Source organism: Nitrospina sp. P1_D6 (assembly GCF_052156615.1).
Taxonomy (GTDB): domain Bacteria; phylum Nitrospinota; class Nitrospinia; order Nitrospinales; family Nitrospinaceae; genus Nitrospina.
On the sequence record NZ_JBQKUN010000009.1, the window covers coordinates 41,288 to 56,551 of the forward strand.

General features: G+C 59.5%; 16 protein-coding genes, 2 tRNA genes and 1 pseudogene. 6 read left to right on the forward strand and 13 right to left on the reverse strand.

The features are described from left to right. Positions 1-49 precede the first annotated feature (49 nt). Positions 50-1,300, forward strand: coding sequence for a hypothetical protein (locus ACTRXA_RS13270; RefSeq protein WP_442427651.1), 1,251 nt, complete (start codon positions 50-52; stop codon positions 1,298-1,300). 8 nt (positions 1,301-1,308) lie between these two features. Beyond that, positions 1,309-2,133 (forward strand): mechanosensitive ion channel family protein, encoded by an 825-nt coding sequence (locus ACTRXA_RS13275; protein WP_442427652.1) that lies wholly within the window; start codon positions 1,309-1,311, stop codon positions 2,131-2,133. A 7-nt stretch (positions 2,134-2,140) separates the two neighbouring features. Here the strand turns inward: ACTRXA_RS13275 and ACTRXA_RS13280 are convergent, their stop codons facing one another. The 5 genes from ACTRXA_RS13280 to ACTRXA_RS13300 form a co-directional block, all read right to left on the reverse strand. Further along, positions 2,141-2,989, reverse strand: a complete 849-nt coding sequence (locus ACTRXA_RS13280) for a pirin family protein (protein WP_442427697.1) — start codon at positions 2,987-2,989, stop codon at positions 2,141-2,143. A gap of 57 nt (positions 2,990-3,046) precedes the next feature. Next, entirely contained in the window at positions 3,047-3,871 is an 825-nt protein-coding gene (locus ACTRXA_RS13285) for a dienelactone hydrolase family protein (RefSeq protein ID WP_442427653.1), read from the reverse strand. Between the two features lie 112 nt (positions 3,872-3,983). After that, a tRNA-Glu gene (locus tag ACTRXA_RS13290) sits at positions 3,984-4,055 on the reverse strand. A 6-nt stretch (positions 4,056-4,061) separates the two neighbouring features. Continuing rightward, a complete protein-coding gene (locus ACTRXA_RS13295) occupies positions 4,062-4,553 on the reverse strand; it encodes a hypothetical protein (protein ID WP_442427654.1) in 492 nt (163 codons plus the stop codon). 27 nt (positions 4,554-4,580) lie between these two features. Beyond that, positions 4,581-4,654 (reverse strand) — tRNA-Gln (locus tag ACTRXA_RS13300). A 154-nt stretch (positions 4,655-4,808) separates the two neighbouring features. Between ACTRXA_RS13300 and rsmD the strand changes: the two are divergent. The 3 genes and pseudogenes from rsmD to ACTRXA_RS13315 form a co-directional block, all read left to right on the forward strand. Further along, a pseudogene (gene rsmD / locus ACTRXA_RS13305) lies at positions 4,809-5,387 on the forward strand (16S rRNA (guanine(966)-N(2))-methyltransferase RsmD); the annotation flags it as partial. 3 nt (positions 5,388-5,390) lie between these two features. Beyond that, positions 5,391-6,491: a tRNA 2-thiouridine(34) synthase MnmA gene (gene mnmA / locus ACTRXA_RS13310; RefSeq protein WP_442427655.1), complete on the forward strand. Its 1,101-nt coding sequence runs from the start codon at positions 5,391-5,393 to the stop codon at positions 6,489-6,491. Further along, positions 6,488-7,285 (forward strand): inositol monophosphatase family protein, encoded by a 798-nt coding sequence (locus ACTRXA_RS13315; protein ID WP_442427656.1) that lies wholly within the window; start codon positions 6,488-6,490, stop codon positions 7,283-7,285. The genes mnmA and ACTRXA_RS13315 overlap by 4 nt, the downstream gene beginning before the upstream one ends. 6 nt (positions 7,286-7,291) lie before the next feature. Here ACTRXA_RS13315 and speA read toward each other — a convergent pair whose 3' ends face one another. Further along, a complete protein-coding gene (gene speA, locus ACTRXA_RS13320; protein ID WP_442427657.1) occupies positions 7,292-9,196 on the reverse strand; it encodes a biosynthetic arginine decarboxylase in 1,905 nt (634 codons plus the stop codon). 205 nt (positions 9,197-9,401) lie between these two features. On the opposite strand from speA, the gene lysA reads away from it, so the two are divergent. Beyond that, positions 9,402-10,643 (forward strand): diaminopimelate decarboxylase, encoded by a 1,242-nt coding sequence (gene lysA / locus ACTRXA_RS13325; protein WP_442427658.1) that lies wholly within the window; start codon positions 9,402-9,404, stop codon positions 10,641-10,643. Positions 10,644-10,673: 30 nt separating this feature from the next. Here lysA and ACTRXA_RS13330 read toward each other — a convergent pair whose 3' ends face one another. From ACTRXA_RS13330 to ACTRXA_RS13360, 7 genes are all read right to left on the reverse strand, one after another. Further along, positions 10,674-10,988 carry a 4a-hydroxytetrahydrobiopterin dehydratase gene (locus tag ACTRXA_RS13330; protein WP_442427659.1) on the reverse strand — a complete coding sequence of 105 codons (315 nt, stop codon included), beginning with the start codon at positions 10,986-10,988 and terminating at the stop codon, positions 10,674-10,676. 309 nt (positions 10,989-11,297) lie between these two features. Next, positions 11,298-11,549: a glutaredoxin family protein gene (locus tag ACTRXA_RS13335; RefSeq protein WP_442427660.1), complete on the reverse strand. Its 252-nt coding sequence runs from the start codon at positions 11,547-11,549 to the stop codon at positions 11,298-11,300. Between the two features lie 19 nt (positions 11,550-11,568). Next, positions 11,569-12,630: a cytochrome b gene (locus tag ACTRXA_RS13340; RefSeq protein WP_442427661.1), complete on the reverse strand. Its 1,062-nt coding sequence runs from the start codon at positions 12,628-12,630 to the stop codon at positions 11,569-11,571. A gap of 38 nt (positions 12,631-12,668) precedes the next feature. Then, a complete protein-coding gene (locus ACTRXA_RS13345; RefSeq protein ID WP_442427662.1) occupies positions 12,669-13,187 on the reverse strand; it encodes a hypothetical protein in 519 nt (172 codons plus the stop codon). A 14-nt stretch (positions 13,188-13,201) separates the two neighbouring features. Then, a complete protein-coding gene (locus ACTRXA_RS13350) occupies positions 13,202-13,792 on the reverse strand; it encodes a peroxiredoxin family protein (RefSeq protein ID WP_442427663.1) in 591 nt (196 codons plus the stop codon). Then, positions 13,793-14,263, reverse strand: a complete 471-nt coding sequence (locus ACTRXA_RS13355) for a CYCXC family (seleno)protein (RefSeq protein WP_442427664.1) — start codon at positions 14,261-14,263, stop codon at positions 13,793-13,795. 88 nt (positions 14,264-14,351) lie between these two features. After that, positions 14,352-15,029 carry a TIGR04283 family arsenosugar biosynthesis glycosyltransferase gene (locus ACTRXA_RS13360; RefSeq protein WP_442427665.1) on the reverse strand — a complete coding sequence of 226 codons (678 nt, stop codon included), beginning with the start codon at positions 15,027-15,029 and terminating at the stop codon, positions 14,352-14,354. Positions 15,030-15,264: the final 235 nt, after the last annotated feature.

Consider the following 15,264-nt stretch of genomic DNA (forward strand, 5'->3'; position numbering starts at 1 on the left):
GATGAATCGTCCACAAGTGCAGTCCCTTATTCACCGACAGGCGGTGATCATGACAAAGGACAATCCGGTATCCGTGCCCACCGACAGCCAGGCGGACCCCACCCCGCTCTGGCAGTTCGTGCGTCCGGATGAATATAGCTTGCCTGTCACCGCCGTTGCGAGCACAGCCCTCCGCAAATGGACCGCGTTCAAACAGCTTTTCATCAAAAACGGGGAAAATGGCGACAGTCCGTTCAAGGCCGAAGTCGAACTGAAAACACTACCGGAAGTGCGCCTGCGCCATTTGGTTCCACCCATCGACTGGAATGAGGTGGCAGGAGTCCTCGACGCGGAACTGGAGGATTGGCTTGATGAGCATTCGCCGGACGTTCCGGTTCAAATTGTTTTGTTCCAGCCCCACACCGGACAGGAGGCCCTGTTGCGCCATTGGGCCGATCTCCATGATGCGCTTTGGCTCGAGCCGCCGACACCGGAACAAATTCTGAAAGCCGATCCCCACTGGTTGGGAAAATGGCCCAACACCGATCGGGTTTGGGTCCTGCCGCACCTCGAACACTGTTTCCTGCGGCATGCGAACGGACTGGAACTGGCCCGCCGGTTTCTGGAGTGGACTGCATCCGGCAGGCTGGGTCGCGGTCTCATCGGTTGTGACAGCTGGGGCTGGGCCTACCTGCAACGCGTCGGGCCGCCTTCACAGGTGAATCCCCTTATCCTGCAGGCGTTCGATGGCGAACGGCTGTCGCGGCTGTTTTCAAAAAAGAGAGACACAGGGGGCCGCAACAACCGGGTGCGTTTCCTGAATGCCAAAACAGGAAAAACAATTTTGTGTTCGCAATCCGGCCAGGATTACGAAATCAGTTCGGAATTGAACCAGCTGGCTGCCCGGTGCCGGGGTAACTTTGGAACGGCCCTCGCTTTCTGGAGCCGCCGGTTGCGGGCCGAACCGGATGAGGAAGAAGCGCCTGTTGTTGAAGAGGAGAATGGCCCGGATGCCCTTGGGAGTCTGAAGGAAGAGTCCGTCTGGGTTGCCCAGATGCCAGAGGAGTTGACCCTTCCCACGGAAAAAGACGAAAGCGTTGCCTTTGTATTGCACGCCCTGCTTCTTCACAACGGATTGACAGTGGCGCTTCTCAGCGATTTGTTGTCCATTCCGGATTTTCGCATTGCATCTTTTTTGCGCCGCCTGCAGGCATTGGGTGCGGTGGATGAAGAATCGGGATACTGGAAAGTGACCCCCCTGGGTTATCCCACCGTGCGGGAGTATCTGAGTGCACGGGATTATCTGCTGGATGGGTTTTGAGGGCGGTTATGGATAACGAAAAAATCTCTCAAGTGTTCAAGACGCTCGATACGGTCGCGATGATTGAGCTGGTTCTGATCGTAATCGGAGCGGTTGTACTCATCCTGATCACTCAGAGCCTGCTGCCCTGGGTGGCCAACCGCCTGCATGGCAGGTTGCGATTGTTCCTGCTGGCCATGACCCCGCTGTTGCGGCTGGTATTCATACTGGCTGCATTCGTCCTGAGCGTGCCCCTGGTCATAGAACCGTCCCTGCAGAACATGGTGGCGGTGCTGGGTTCGGTCGGACTGGTGCTGGGGTTTGCACTCAAGGATTACGCGAGCAGCCTGGTTGCCGGGGTGGTTGCGGTGGGCGAACGGTTGTACCGCAACGGAGACTGGATCGAGGTGAACGGGGTGTATGGCGAGGTGACGCACGTGGGGGTGCGCACGGTGCAGATCGTCACGGCGGATGACACGGCGGTGTACATTCCGCATCACAAACTTTGGACCGAGCTGATCTCCAACGCCAACAACGGCACGCCGCACCTGCAATGCGTGGCGCATTTTTACCTGCATCCCCAACACGATGCCGTGGAGATCCAGCGGATCCTGCACGACGTGGCGCTGACCAGTCCTTACCTGTATTTCGATTTGCCCGTTTCGGTGGTGGTGGTGGAAGAACCGTGGGGCACGCATTATCGCCTGAAGGCATATGCGGTCGATCCCCGTCACCAGTTCCGGTTCATCACCGACCTCACCGTGCGCGGCAAAACCGCGCTGATCGAACGCAATATCCGGTTTGCGCTGACTGCCGGGCAGGCCGGGCAGGATGCCCCCACAGCCACCGGTTGAGCGCGACTCACCCCATCAAACCCTTGCGGTAATCGTCGAACGCCTGTACCAGTTCCGCTTCCGTATTCATCACAAACGGACCTTCCCCGGCGATGGGCTCGGCAATGGGTTCTCCGGAAAGCAGCAGCAACCGGGTTTCTTCCTGAGCGGATAAATGAATGGCCTCGCCTTCGCGGGAGAACCGCACCAGTTGCGCGGCACGGGCGGTCTCGCTCTGATTGACCTTCACCGTGCCCGTCACCGGCACCACGGCGGTGGTGTGTCCGGCGGGCAGGGACAGTTCCATCTCTCCCCCCGCCCGCAGGGTGATGTCCCAGATATTGATCGGCGTGAATGTGAGTGCGGGGCCGCGTGTTCCGTCGTACTCCCCGGCAATGACGCGAAGCTGGCTGCCGTTCACCTCAACAGTGGGAATGCGCGAGGAAGCGATGTCCTGGTAGCGCGGCGGCGACATCTTGTCTCTCGCGGGCAGGTTGACCCACAACTGCACGGCATGGAACGTACCGCCTTTTTCCGTGAAGGACTGGGAGTGGAATTCCTGGTGGACGATACCGGAGGCGGCGGTCATCCATTGCACGTCGCCGGGCTCGAGGTGGCCGCTATTGCCCGCGAGGTCCTTGTGCTCCACCTCGCCTTCATAGACGATGGTGACCGTTTCGAACCCGCGGTGCGGATGCTGGCCCACGCCGCGCGGTTTGGACGCAGGCGGGAACTCCGCGGGACCGGCGAAGTCGAACAGCAGGAACGGGCTCAGCGCTTCGCCGTGGCTGTCGTATGTGAACAGGGTGCGCACGGGAAACCCGTCGCCCACCCAGTGCTGGCCGGGTGTGTTTAAAACTTCCTCGATCTGTTTCAACTGGGCCATGATGCCTCCTTCGGGTAAATGAAAGCCAGCCCCCTCGTTAACAGACTATCATTGAAACACCCGTTCGAAAAACGCCTGCATGGATTTCCACGCGCGTTTGTCCGCCTGCTTGTCGTACACCAGGCTGTCGATGTTGAATTTCTGGCGGAACTCGTCGGCCTGCGGGTTGGTGTAGCTGTGTTTGACGCCTTGCAGGTTGATGTAAGTCAAATCGACATTGGCCTCGAACATTTCCTTCATGAACCCGGCCACCCGGTCGGCGGGCAGGAAGCCGTCTTCCGAGCCGTTGATGACGAGGATCGATGCCTTGACGTCGCCCTTGCTCACCGGCGGCTGGTCCGGCAGGGCGCTGTGGAACGCCACCACGGCGTCGAGGTCCGCGCCGCTCCGCGCCATGCGGATGGACACCGCACCGCCGAAACAGAACCCGATGGCGCCGATGCGGTCCGCGTCCACCGTCGGCTCCGACTTCAGGATTTCCAGGGCGCGGTTGAACTTCGCCTGGCTGCCTTCCCAGTCCTTGAACGCCGCGTTCATGAACTCACCCGCTTTTTTCGGGTGATCGGCCAGCTTGCCGTCGCCGTACATGTCGAGCGCCAGCGCGGTGTAGCCCAGCTCCGCCAGCATGCGCGCGCGGTTCCGCGCGTGTTCGTTGTGTCCCCACCACTCGTGCACGACGAGGATGCCGGGGCGTTTGCCCTCGACCGCGTCGTTCCAGGCGACGAAGGCTTTCAGTTCGACGCCGTCCAGCTTATGGGTGATCTCCTTGGTCTGGACACCCGCGTGAGCGGGCAGGGCGATCAGTACGCAGGCCAGCGCCAGCGCGGTGAAGGAAATCGTTTTCAGGAAACGTTGAGTTTGGAATCGGAACACGTTATCTTGCCTCCAGAAGAGATGATTGAAGGCCCCCTTCCCCGAAGACCGTGGGGAACGAAAAGGGATGGCTTGGTGCAAACCGGGTTCTTTCCCTGTGGAAGGAAAAGAGTAGCCCCAAGGGGAATCGAACCCCTGTTTCCGGCGTGAGAGGCCGGCGTCCTAACCGCTAGACGATGGGGCCGCGCTGTCAGATACCGCCGCCGTCCCTGTTGATCAGGGGCGGACCACTGCTTTTTCGCTGCTTCTTTTTCTCCTGCCGGATGCGCTCTTCGGCTTCCAGGTCGCGCTTGTTGAGGCGGCTGACCAGGTACACCATCAGGAAGTACGAAGGCACGCCCATCACCACCCAGGTGATGAAAAACTTTCCGGCGGGGGAAACCGGGGCGGAATCCGCCTCGGTGGTCGGGGTGGCGAACAGCATGTTGATGGCCCACATGATGAGGCCGAACACGATGCCGAGAAGCGACGCCACCGCCGTTTTGTGCATCAGCTCGTTGGGGTACAGGCCGGACAGGATGTGGAAGTCCGTCACATACGCGCCCAGGATGCCGAGCGTGGCGAAAATGAACATGGTGAACAGAAGGAAGTCGCTGACCACGGCCACGGTCCCCACCAGGTTGTAGGCGGGGGCGCACAATCCAAGCAGAAACGGGTTGCGGTAAATACTGGCGGCCGGCATTCACTCCTCCTGTAAAAAACAAAAAAATGGCTCGGGTACAAGGATTCGAACCTCAACCTTCAGAGCCAGAATCTGACGTCCTACCATTAGACGATACCCGAGCGTTGAACCTATTGTATGAATTAAACCTTCCGGTTTCAAGGTGATTTGACAAAAGGGGTAGAGAATAATAAAACACCCGCGGTTGCCGGGTCAATGGGGGAATGAATTGATTTTTCATGATTTTATTACAGACGGAATCCTGCCGGGGCGGCTGCTGTGCGGGTGATCGGCGGGAGCCTGAGGGGCACGCGGCTGAATCCGCTGAAAGGGCTCGATATCCGGCCCACGCTGGACCGGGTGCGCGAGTCCCTGTTCAACATCGCGGGCGGCGGCATCGAAGGCGCGCGGGTGCTGGACCTGTTCGCAGGCAGCGGTGCGGTGGGCATCGAAGCCCTCAGCCGGGGAGCAAAACGGGTGGTGTTCGTCGAGGCCAGAGCCAAAGTCCGCGACCTCCTGCAGGGCAACCTGAAAAAATGCCGCCTGCTGGAACCGGACGCCGATTCAGCGGACTGGACCCTGCTGTCCGCCACAGCCCGGCAGGCCATCGACCGGCTCGCCCGTCAGGGGGAGGTGTTCGACTGGGTGTACGTGGATCCGCCCTTCGAGGCCGATCTGTACACGGAAACCCTGACGGCGCTGGCGGAATCCGGCATCCTCGCCCCGGAGGCGGAGGTGGTGGCCGAGCATTTTCACAAAACCGCCCTCGCTGAAAACTATGTTAGACTGAAAAAACGTGAAACCCGGCGGACAGGCGACACCTGTTTGTCTTTTTTTTATTTGGAAAACGGTTGATCCATGACGGAACTCCAGACAGTTGAGATCGGCACCGACTGCAAGGTCGTCGTCGCCATGAGCGGCGGGGTGGACAGCTCCGTCGCCGCTGCCCTGCTGAAGGAACAGGGATTCGACCTGGTCGGCATCTCGCTCCAGTTGTGGAACTACAGCTGGGACACGGACAACCGTTTCGGCACCTGCTGTTCGCTCGATGACCTGGGCGACGCCCGCCGCGTGGCGGAGCGGGTCGGCATCCCGTTCTACATCCTCAACCTGGAAAAAGAATTCCGCGAGGGCGTGGTCGATTACTTCGTCGACGAATACCTGAAGGGCCGCACGCCCATCCCCTGCACCGCCTGCAACAAGAAGCTCAAGTTCGACGAGCTCATGCACAAGGCGGAGGTGTACGGTTACGACTACATCGCCACCGGCCACTACGCTTCGGTGGTGAAGGACGCAAGCGGACGCTACACCGTGCGGCGCGGTCGCGACGCATCCAAGGACCAGAGTTATTTCCTGTTCAACCTGTCGCAGGAGCAGTTGTCGCGCCTCGTGTTCCCGCTGGGCGACATGGAAAAGAAGGAAGTGCGTGGTCTCGCCGAGAAGTACCGCCTGAACGTCGCGGGCAAGGCGGAATCGCACGAAATCTGTTTCATCCCCGATAACGATTACGCCAAGTTCATCGAAAGCGAAGTGGACGCGGCGCTGTTTCGTCCGGGCAACATCGTCAATGCCGACGGCGACGTGCTGGGCACGCACAAGGGCTATCCCGCCTACACCATCGGGCAGCGCAAGGGACTCAACCTGGGCGGCCTGCCGGAACCGTACTACGTGACCGCCATCGACACCGTCAACAACGAGGTGGTGGTGGGACCGAAGAACGACCTGTTCCGCGAAGAGTTCACGGTGAGCGACGTGACGTGGCAGTTGGATCACTGCGAGGCGTTCGAGGCGGAAGTGCAGATCCGTTACCGTCACCAGCCGGTGGCCTGTGTGGTGACGCCGCTTCCGGGCGAGCGCGCGCGCATCCAGCTGGAACATCCCCAGCCCGCCATCACGCCGGGTCAGTCCGCTGTGTTTTACACGGACGACTGTATTGTCGGCGGGGGGTGGATTGAATGACCGCTCCCCTGCAGGTGGCCGTGGAGGCGGCGCGGGCGGCGGGTCGCATCCAGAAAGAACGCGCCGACTGCATCGGTGAAATCCGCTACAAGGGCGACATCAACCCCGTCACCGAAGTCGACCTTCTCTGCGAAAAAGAAATCATCGACCGCATCCGGAAAACGTTTCCCGATCACGCTGTGCTGGCCGAGGAATCAGGCGAGACCGTCGGCCACGCCGATCACCTGTGGGTGATCGATCCGCTGGACGGCACCATCAACTACGCGCACGGCTACCCCTGCTACTGCGTGTCCATCGCTTACCGTCACGAAAACGAAACTGTGGTCGGGGTGGTGTACAATCCCAGCCTCGACGAGTTGTTCGTCGCCGAAAAGGGAAAGGGCGCGACGATGAACGGCAAACCCATCGCCGTCTCGCCTCTCGCCAACCTGAAGGAAAGCCTGCTGGTGACGGGTTTCGCCTACGACATCCACACCGCGACGCACAACAACCTGGACCACTTCATCAACTTCATCAGCGCCTGCCAGGCGGTACGCCGCGCCGGGTCGGCCGCCCTCGATCTGTGCTACACGGCGATGGGGCGGTTCGAAGGGTTCTGGGAATTGAAGTTGAATACCTGGGACTACGCGGCGGGTGTGCTGATCCTCGAAGAAGCGGGTGGCCGGGTGACGCGGTTCGACGGCACGCCGTTTCAGTATGGTGACCGCGAGATTCTGACGTCGAACGGACTCATCCACGACGCCATGATCGCCGTCCTCGAAAAAGGCAGCAGCCGCGGTACGTTGATGAAATGACCCCGTTTATTTGTCCGGTTTGATGAGGTAGGTGTAGCCGGACAGGCCTTCCTTGTACAGGTTGAGAAACTGGTCGGCTTCTTCCTGCGAAAGCCGGCCGTTCTGCACGCTGTGGAACAGGAATCCCGCCATGCGTCCCGCCAGTTCTTCCGCGCGGAACTGCACGTAGTCGAGCACGTCCGTGACGTCCTCCCCCTCGATGATCTGCTCGTACTTGAGCGTCCCGTCCTTTTTCAATGACACGTGAACGGTGTTGGTGTCGCCGAACAGGTTGTGCAGGTCGCCCAGGATTTCCTGGTATGCGCCGGTGAGGAAGATGCCGATGCGGTACGGCTCGCTGTTCACCGGATGCAGGGGCAGGGTGCGTTCCATGTTGTGGTTGCCGATGAATGTGTCGATCATCCCGTCGGAGTCGCAGGTCAGGTCCATCAGCGTTGCCTCGCGCGACGGATGTTCGTTCAGCCGTTGCAGGGGAACGATGGGAAACACCTGGTCGATGGCCCACGAGTCGGGGAGCGACTGGAACACGGAGAAGTTGCAGAAGTACTTGTCGGCGAGACGCTGGTTGAGCGTTTTGAGTTCGTCCGGCATGTACTTGAGGCGTGACGCCAGGTCCTGAATTTTCCGGCAGATGCCCCAGAACAGCTTGTCGGCAATGGCCTTGTCCTTGAGCGAAATCATGCCCAGTGAAAACTGGTTCTGCGACTGGTCCTTGAGGTCCAGCGCGTCGTGCCAGGATTCGGTGATGTTCTTGTTCGACGCCTGTTCGAGGACGTAGTGCAACTCCTGCACCACGCTCGGTGCGTCGTCGTCGATATCGAAATCGTGATCCGAGTCCGGGAACGAGGCCACCTCCAGTACGTTGAACACGAGAATGGAGTGGTACGCCGTCATGGCCCGGCCGGATTCCGAGATGATGTTCGGGTGCGGAAGGTTTTCCTCCTCGCAGATTTCCGAGAGGTGGTAGATGACGTCGTTGGCGTATTCCTGAACCGTGTAGTTGGTGCTGGAGGCGAAGGTGGACTTCGACCCGTCGTAATCCACGCCCAGCCCGCCGCCGACGTCGATGAACTTCAGGTTGCACCCCATCTTCATGAGTTCGGAGTAATACCGGCCGACTTCCTTCAGGCTGTTCTTGATGCGGCGGATGTTGGTGATCTGGCTGCCGAGGTGGAAGTGAATGAGCTGGATGCAGTCCAGCGCCCCCTCCTTGCGGGCGATCTCCACCGCCTCCACGGTTTCCATCGGGCTCAGGCCGAACTTCGAGTATTCGCCGCCGGAAGACGCCCAGCGTCCGGCTCCCGCGGAGAACAGCTTGATGCGCAGGCCGATGTTCGGCGTGACACCGATTTCCTTCGCCACACGGAGGGTCATGGAAAGTTCCGAGAGGCGTTCGACCACGATGAACACACGCTTGCCCAGCTTCTGGCCCATCAGTGCGAGGCGGATGAACGACTCGTCCTTGTAGCCGTTGCAGATGAGCAGGGCCTCCGGGTTGTCCATGATGGCGAGGATGGCGTGGAGCTCGGGCTTCGACCCGGCTTCGAGGCCGATGTTGTGGTCCCGGCCGAACTTCACGATCTCTTCCACCACCTGTCTCTGCTGGTTGACCTTGATCGGGTACACGCCGTGGTACTCGCCGGTGTAGTTGTGGTCCACCGCGGCTTTCCGGAACGCATGGGCCAGTTTGGCGATGCTGGATTTGAGGATGTCGGAGAAGCGGATCAGGACCGGCAGGGAATAGCCCTTGGCCTTGATGTCGTCCACCAGCAGTTTCAGGTCGACCGTGTGCTCGTTGGTCTGGTCCGGGCGGACGATGATGTGCCCTTTTTCGTTGATGCCGAAGTAGCCGCACCCCCAGCCGTCGATGTTGTACAATTCCCTCGATTTTTCAATGGTCCATTTCTGCATTCCGGATCGGTGTCCTCTGGTGCGGGTTCTTTGGAAAATGAGTGTATTCGTTCAGTTTTAAAAGACACCCCCGGACGATGTCAAACAGAAAACAGGGGTGGGGGTGGCGGGCGGTTCAAAAGCGGTTTTTGCCGGTCGGCGATTTGTGTTATAAAGGCCGGACCTCGTTTCCCTATCCCATGGTAACACCCTTTCAGGAGAGAGCATGAAAATCGAAGATGTGGACGTCCGCGACATCGCCCGGCAATACGGCACCCCGGTGTACGTGTACAGCCTGAAAACCCTGCGCGCCGCCATCGCGGAGATCAAAACCCTCGCGCCGGTGGTGCGCTACGCCATGAAGGCGGAATCGAACCGCGTCATCCTGCAGGAGATGAAAAAGCAGGGGATTCACATCGACGCCGTCAGCGTGCTGGAAGTCCAGCGGGCCCTGCGTGCGGGTTTCGACGCCTCGGAGGTCTGCTTCACCAGCGACGTGTTCTTTCACGCTTCGGACGCGGAGTACTGCATCGAGAACAACGTGTACACCAACTGCGGCACGCTGGGGATGCTTCGCGAGTACGGGCAGACACTGAAACGGCTCGGCAAGGGATCGAACAAGGTCTCCATCCGCATCAACCCGGGGGAGGGCGCGGGCCATTCCAAGAAGACCAACACCGGCGGCCCCTACAGCAAGCACGGCATCTGGCACCAGAGCCTCGACGAGGCGCGCGCCATCGCGAAGGAATACGGCCTCATCATCAACGGTGTGCACATCCACATCGGTTCCGGCGGCGATATGGAGCACCTGAAACGGCTGACCGGCAAGCTGGTCGAGTTCGCCAGGCAGTTCGACGATGTGGAGGTGATCAATTTCGGCGGGGGCCTGCCGTACCAGTACCGTGAAGGTCAGCCGGAGGCCGATGTCTCCGCCTACAAACCGATCCTGGAGGAACGCCTCGCCATCCTGGAAAAACATTTCGGCCGCAAGATCCGCTGTGAGATCGAGCCCGGCAGGCGTTTCGTGGCCGGGTGCGGGTACCTGCTGGGTGAGGTGCGGGCGCTCAACCACACGCTCGATGAAAACGGCAAACGCCTCGACTACGTGCTGGGCAACATCGGCTTCTGTCATCTACTCAGGCCGATGGCCTACGGCTCGTACCACGCCATTCAGTTTGTGGGTGACAATCTGGGCCCGGAGCAGGACGTGATCGTCGCCGGGCCGGTGTGCGAGTCGGGCGACGTGCTCACTCAGGAAAACGAGGAACCCGTAACGCGCAAACTGCCCTTGCCCAATCCGGGCGACATCATGGTGGTGGGGGGTGCCGGGGCGTACGGCTTTGTCATGTCGTCGAACTACAACACCCAGCCGCTTCTGCCGGAAGTGATGGTGGACGGCGATAAATGCATCCTCGCCCGCCGACGCCAGACCCTCGACGACATCTTGAAAGAAGAGGAAGAGGTTTAAGAAGTCCGCTTCCGCCCTGCGGCGGTCGCTTTATTCTTTCTCGAACAGCGGGTCGATCTGCTGGGCCATCTCCACGTCGGCCAGGGTGACGCCGCTCACGGTGTGCGTCCAGTAACGCACGGTGATGCGTTTGTAGTGGATCAGGATGTCGGGGTGGTGGTTTTCCTTCTCCGCTTCCTCGGCCACCTGCCGGACGAAGTCGATCCCTTTCAAATACTCTTTTGCGCGGTACACGCGGTAGATGAAGGGCAGGCCCTTCTCGTTTTTATCGACCTTCCATTCCGGCGCCATCTCTTTCAGTTTTTGTTGAAGCTCGTCGTCGCTCAATGCGGTTTTCTGTACCATGATTCGTCCCTCATCTATTCAAGAAGACCGTGAGGTCTTGGTTTTAAATTAACACATAGATTCTTCGTCGCCTGCGGCTTCTCAGAATGACAGGGTTGAGTTTGAATTGTCATTCTGAGCGAAGCGAAGAATCTATGTTTTCTCTGTATTTCAAAGTGTCATCCATCGCTGACGCTTTGGATGACAAACCGAAAAGGAAAAAGCCCCCCAGCCCCCTTCGGAGAAGGGGGAGCCGAATTACTTCCAAACCGGCATTTTCTACTTCCCCTCCTTGGAAAGGGGAGGGGAAATTAATGATTAGAGCAAGATTCATTTCCTGCCGTCGAGTTCCTCCAGCCGTTTGCGCAGGGTGACGGGGTGGACTTTGTAGATGAAACTGTCCTCGCCGTTCAACCGCACCACGGGAATCTTTTCCTTGTATGCCTCGAACAGGGCGGCGTCGGATTCGATGTCCGTGAGCCTAAGCGTCGCCGGGTAATCGGCGAGCACCGCCTCCACCACCTCTTTCGCCTCGTCGCACAGGCAGCAGTCGGACTTGGTCAGGATTTCGATCTCAATCATATCGCCATCCGCCGTCCCTTTACATCGAGTGGGTCATGGTGGTGACCTTGCCCCAGATGATGAGCGCCAAAGACAGCACGATGCAGAACACGAGGACGGCGGTGGCTACCGGACGTTTTCGCCAGTCGCGTTCCGGACCCCGGTCGATGAACGGCACCGCGACGAGAAACAGCACGATGAGCGCGGGCGCGACAATCAGAAACGGCACCCACAGGTTTTCCAGCGCGTAGATCCAGACAAACTGCCACGGCGGTTTGGTGACCTCCATCCCGAACACCGGTTCGTCGCCCAACGGCGGCGCGATGGTGAGCGCCAGAATGCAGACGATGAAGAACACCCCCGCGCCCGCCATATTCAGGTATTGCAAATGGCGGGTGAACGGCATGTGCCGCTGGACTACCGGCGGCGTGTCCATCTCGCTCGAAGCCCTGTGCGTCTCACCCACTTCAGGCTGACCCGGCAGGGGCGACAGCCTGTGGTACTTGATATAGAACAGGTGCAGGCCGAGTAGCGGAATCGTGATGACAGGCAGCAGGCTGATGTGTGCCATGTACACGCGGTTCAGGATCGGCACCCCCTGCGCGAATTTTTCCGTCAGCGGGTAGCCAAGGATGCCCAGGTTGTCCGCCACCCAGTTGAAATGCATGAGCGCTTCATACCCTTCCTGATCCCACTTGAGCACCGTTCCCGTGAACAGGAAACCGACCATCATCAGCAGGAGCCCCACACCGATCAGCCAGTTCACTTCCCGCGGTGCCTTGTACGCCGCCGTGTGCGCGACGCGGATCATGTGCAGGAGCAGGGTGACGGTCAACGCCTCCGCCGCCCAGAAATGGAGTCCGCGCAGGAACCATCCCAGATAAACCTGGTCCATCAGGTAATGCACGCTGGCGTTGGCACGTTCCGGATTCGGCACGTAAAACTGTGCGAGCAGGATGCCGGTGATGACGAGGATGGAAAAGGACGACAGCGTCATTCCGCCCAATGAGTAACGGATGGTGTTGGCGTGTTCGGGGATGGGGTACTCCAGCTCCTTGTAGCCGAGCCGGTCTTTCACTGTCTCAACGATTCCATTCGCCATGAGCGGCCTCCGGGGTTTGCCGGTGTGGGAGCCGGGGATTAAGAATCGGTCGGGCGCTTGAGAAACAAGAAGCCGGCCACCAGACCGGATAAGACGGTGATGCCTACGGCGAGGCCGTAGCCCTTGCTGGACGAAGCGACCATTTCATGCGTCGCCTGTTCGATGTGCTGTTTTTCTTTCATGCCGGCCATGTCGTGTCCGGAATGATCCATCATCTCCCCCGGCATCGTGGAATCCATGGATCCCGGACCGAGACCCAGGGGGTCGTCCTCCAGTCCGAGGGAAGGAGAACTGCCGTGCTCCATGCCCGGCATCCCGGACCCCGTGCCGTAATCGACCGAATCGGCCGAACCCATTCCGTACTCGACGGGTTCGGTCGAATGCCCGGCATGCGAATCCATCGGCAGGTCCTCGATCAGTTTGACGGGGGAGCCGACGGCGGGTTCTTCCTCGATAGAGGTTTCGTGATCGTCGTGTTTTTCACCGCCGTGAGCGAAGGCCAAAGCGGGCAGGCAGGACAGGCAAAGCATAAGAACCAGTATGCGTAAAGGAATCATATCCGAGTCACTCCTCAGGATTGCTCCACGAGTTGCTGGAATGCGGCCATCGCGTCTTCCGTCGCCCAGTCCCTCGGTCCGATGGCCTTGTGCACGATGACGCCGTTTTTGCTGACAATGAACGTCTCCGGCACGCCGGTGGTCTTGTACACCTGCTTGGCGATTTCCTCATCCGGGTCGAGCAGGACCGGGAAGGTGAGGTTGTATTCTTCCATGAACGGCTGGATCAGTTTCTGATCCTTGTCCACGCTGATGGTCAGCATTTCGAATCCCCGGTCCTTGAATTTGTCGTACACCTTCTGCATGGAGGGCATCTCCACCTTGCAGGTGGCGCACCACGTGGCCCAGAAGTTGATGAACACCACTTTGCCGCGGTAGTCCTTGAGGGAGATCTTGCCGCCGTTCAGGGTGGGTAGTTCGAAGTTGGGTGCCAGGAACGCCTCCGCCGGGTACTCCGTCTCGAAGGGTTTCGGCGGCACGTTGTCCAGCGCCTTCAAAAAAATAAACAAAAGGGCCGCCGCAAGCAGTGAGTAGGGGATATAGACGCTGACAGGTTTCTTTTCCAGGACGTGTTCCATTTTCTTTTTCTGGGTCCGATCGTTCAATTACAGGTGCCGTTTGTAGGGGCGGTAAAACCGGTCGTCCACCGCTTTCACGATTTCATCGAGAGTCTTGCCGGATTTGTACAGTTCGTACGCGTAGATCACTTCGTCGATGCACACGCCGCACTTGGAGCCGTGCATGGTGGTGAAGCAGGTCAGGAGCGTTTTGTGGCCGTGGTCCCGTTTGCAGTAACAATAGCAGAACTGGCTGTCTATCACTTTCGGGATTTCCGCCGCGTACCGGTAGGCGAGTGCCGCCTTGCCGGTGAACAGCGCCGGGGTCAATACCGGGCGTGTCTCAATCAGGTTGCCCGTGGCCGGGGCCACCGGTGTGGGAGCCGGTTGGAGGTACAGGTATCCGCCGAACAGGATCGCTCCCACCACGGCACCGAACACCCCCGGGAGCGTGTATTTTTTGCTGGGTTTGGCGGACGCCGGCGGCTTCTGGTTCTTTTTGGACTTTTTCTTTCCCATGATTATCCGGTAGTGAAAGGGTGGGATTGAGGATGTATGTTTTCAGACATTATATAATTTAGGCTTTCGGCCTTTCAAGGGTTTTGGGTCACCGTTTGGGCGGGTACCATTTGCTCAGCCGGGCCGGAGAAAACCCCATCAAAAAAAGGGAAGCGATCAGAATGTTGCGCGAAGTGGTCCAAATCAGTCCCTCGGCATGCCAGCGGCGCGCGGAGGTGGAAACAGCCTCACGCAGGATCACCGTCCGGCCGCGTTTTTTCAGGCGGCGAAAGAAATCCAGGTCCTCGCAGATGGGCAAGGGAGAAAATCCTCCCAGTTCGTGAAACACCTCCGGTCGAACGAAGATGCCCTGGTCCCCGTACACCAGGTTCAGGTAGCGTGAGCGCAGGGTGGCCAGGCGCGAAATGGTCTGCAAAGCGGGCTTTTGGGAGTCGATCGCCAGGCTGAAAGCGCCGCCGATGTGGCGGCCTCGTTTCATCACGGCAACCATGCGCTGGAATCCCGCCTCATCCAGGTGGCTGTCGGCATGCAGAAACAGCAGGAGATCGCCTTTTGCGTGCCCGGCGGCGGCGTTCATCTGTGGCGCCCGGCCGCGCTGGGATTCGATAAAGCGCACCCCGCGCCGCTCGGCGATGGACCGGGTGTCGTCGTCACTGCCGCCGTCGCCGATCAGGATTTCGTATGGCGCGATCCGGGTCAGCCGCTCCAGCGTATCCGGGAGCAGGCGGGATTCGTTCCAGGTCGGTATGATGACCGATACGTTCAAGGCCGGTTCCCTTTTTCCGGTGGGTTCACCGGGCGGGGTTATCGAAATATGGATAGATTGTGTTGCGCCCCTGTCGCCGGAAGTAAAGCACAAAACTCCCTGCGTTACAACGGTTTGACCCGGAAGAGCGGGATTTGTGCAAAACGCAGCTCCATACAGGGTGGGATCAGACCCCGGCAATTTCAAAGCTGGGTGGCAAATCCGGCCTTCACCCTACATTTCGCCGCCAAAATGG

What these genes read in the sequence shown, in the direction of transcription:
- ACTRXA_RS13330 (WP_442427659.1), bottom strand. Translation starts at nt 10,988, where the DNA reads ATGGTACAGAAAACCGCATTGAGCGACGACGAGCTTCAACAAAAACTG.
- ACTRXA_RS13315 (WP_442427656.1), top strand. Translation starts at nt 6,488, where the DNA reads ATGACCGCTCCCCTGCAGGTGGCCGTGGAGGCGGCGCGGGCGGCGGGT.
- speA (WP_442427657.1), bottom strand. Translation starts at nt 9,196, where the DNA reads ATGCAGAAATGGACCATTGAAAAATCGAGGGAATTGTACAACATCGAC.
- ACTRXA_RS13270 (WP_442427651.1), top strand. Translation starts at nt 50, where the DNA reads ATGACAAAGGACAATCCGGTATCCGTGCCCACCGACAGCCAGGCGGAC.
- mnmA (WP_442427655.1), top strand. Translation starts at nt 5,391, where the DNA reads ATGACGGAACTCCAGACAGTTGAGATCGGCACCGACTGCAAGGTCGTC.
- ACTRXA_RS13345 (WP_442427662.1), bottom strand. Translation starts at nt 13,187, where the DNA reads ATGATTCCTTTACGCATACTGGTTCTTATGCTTTGCCTGTCCTGCCTG.
- ACTRXA_RS13275 (WP_442427652.1), top strand. Translation starts at nt 1,309, where the DNA reads ATGGATAACGAAAAAATCTCTCAAGTGTTCAAGACGCTCGATACGGTC.
- lysA (WP_442427658.1), top strand. Translation starts at nt 9,402, where the DNA reads ATGAAAATCGAAGATGTGGACGTCCGCGACATCGCCCGGCAATACGGC.
- ACTRXA_RS13355 (WP_442427664.1), bottom strand. Translation starts at nt 14,263, where the DNA reads ATGGGAAAGAAAAAGTCCAAAAAGAACCAGAAGCCGCCGGCGTCCGCC.
- ACTRXA_RS13335 (WP_442427660.1), bottom strand. Translation starts at nt 11,549, where the DNA reads ATGATTGAGATCGAAATCCTGACCAAGTCCGACTGCTGCCTGTGCGAC.
- ACTRXA_RS13340 (WP_442427661.1), bottom strand. Translation starts at nt 12,630, where the DNA reads ATGGCGAATGGAATCGTTGAGACAGTGAAAGACCGGCTCGGCTACAAG.
- ACTRXA_RS13295 (WP_442427654.1), bottom strand. Translation starts at nt 4,553, where the DNA reads ATGCCGGCCGCCAGTATTTACCGCAACCCGTTTCTGCTTGGATTGTGC.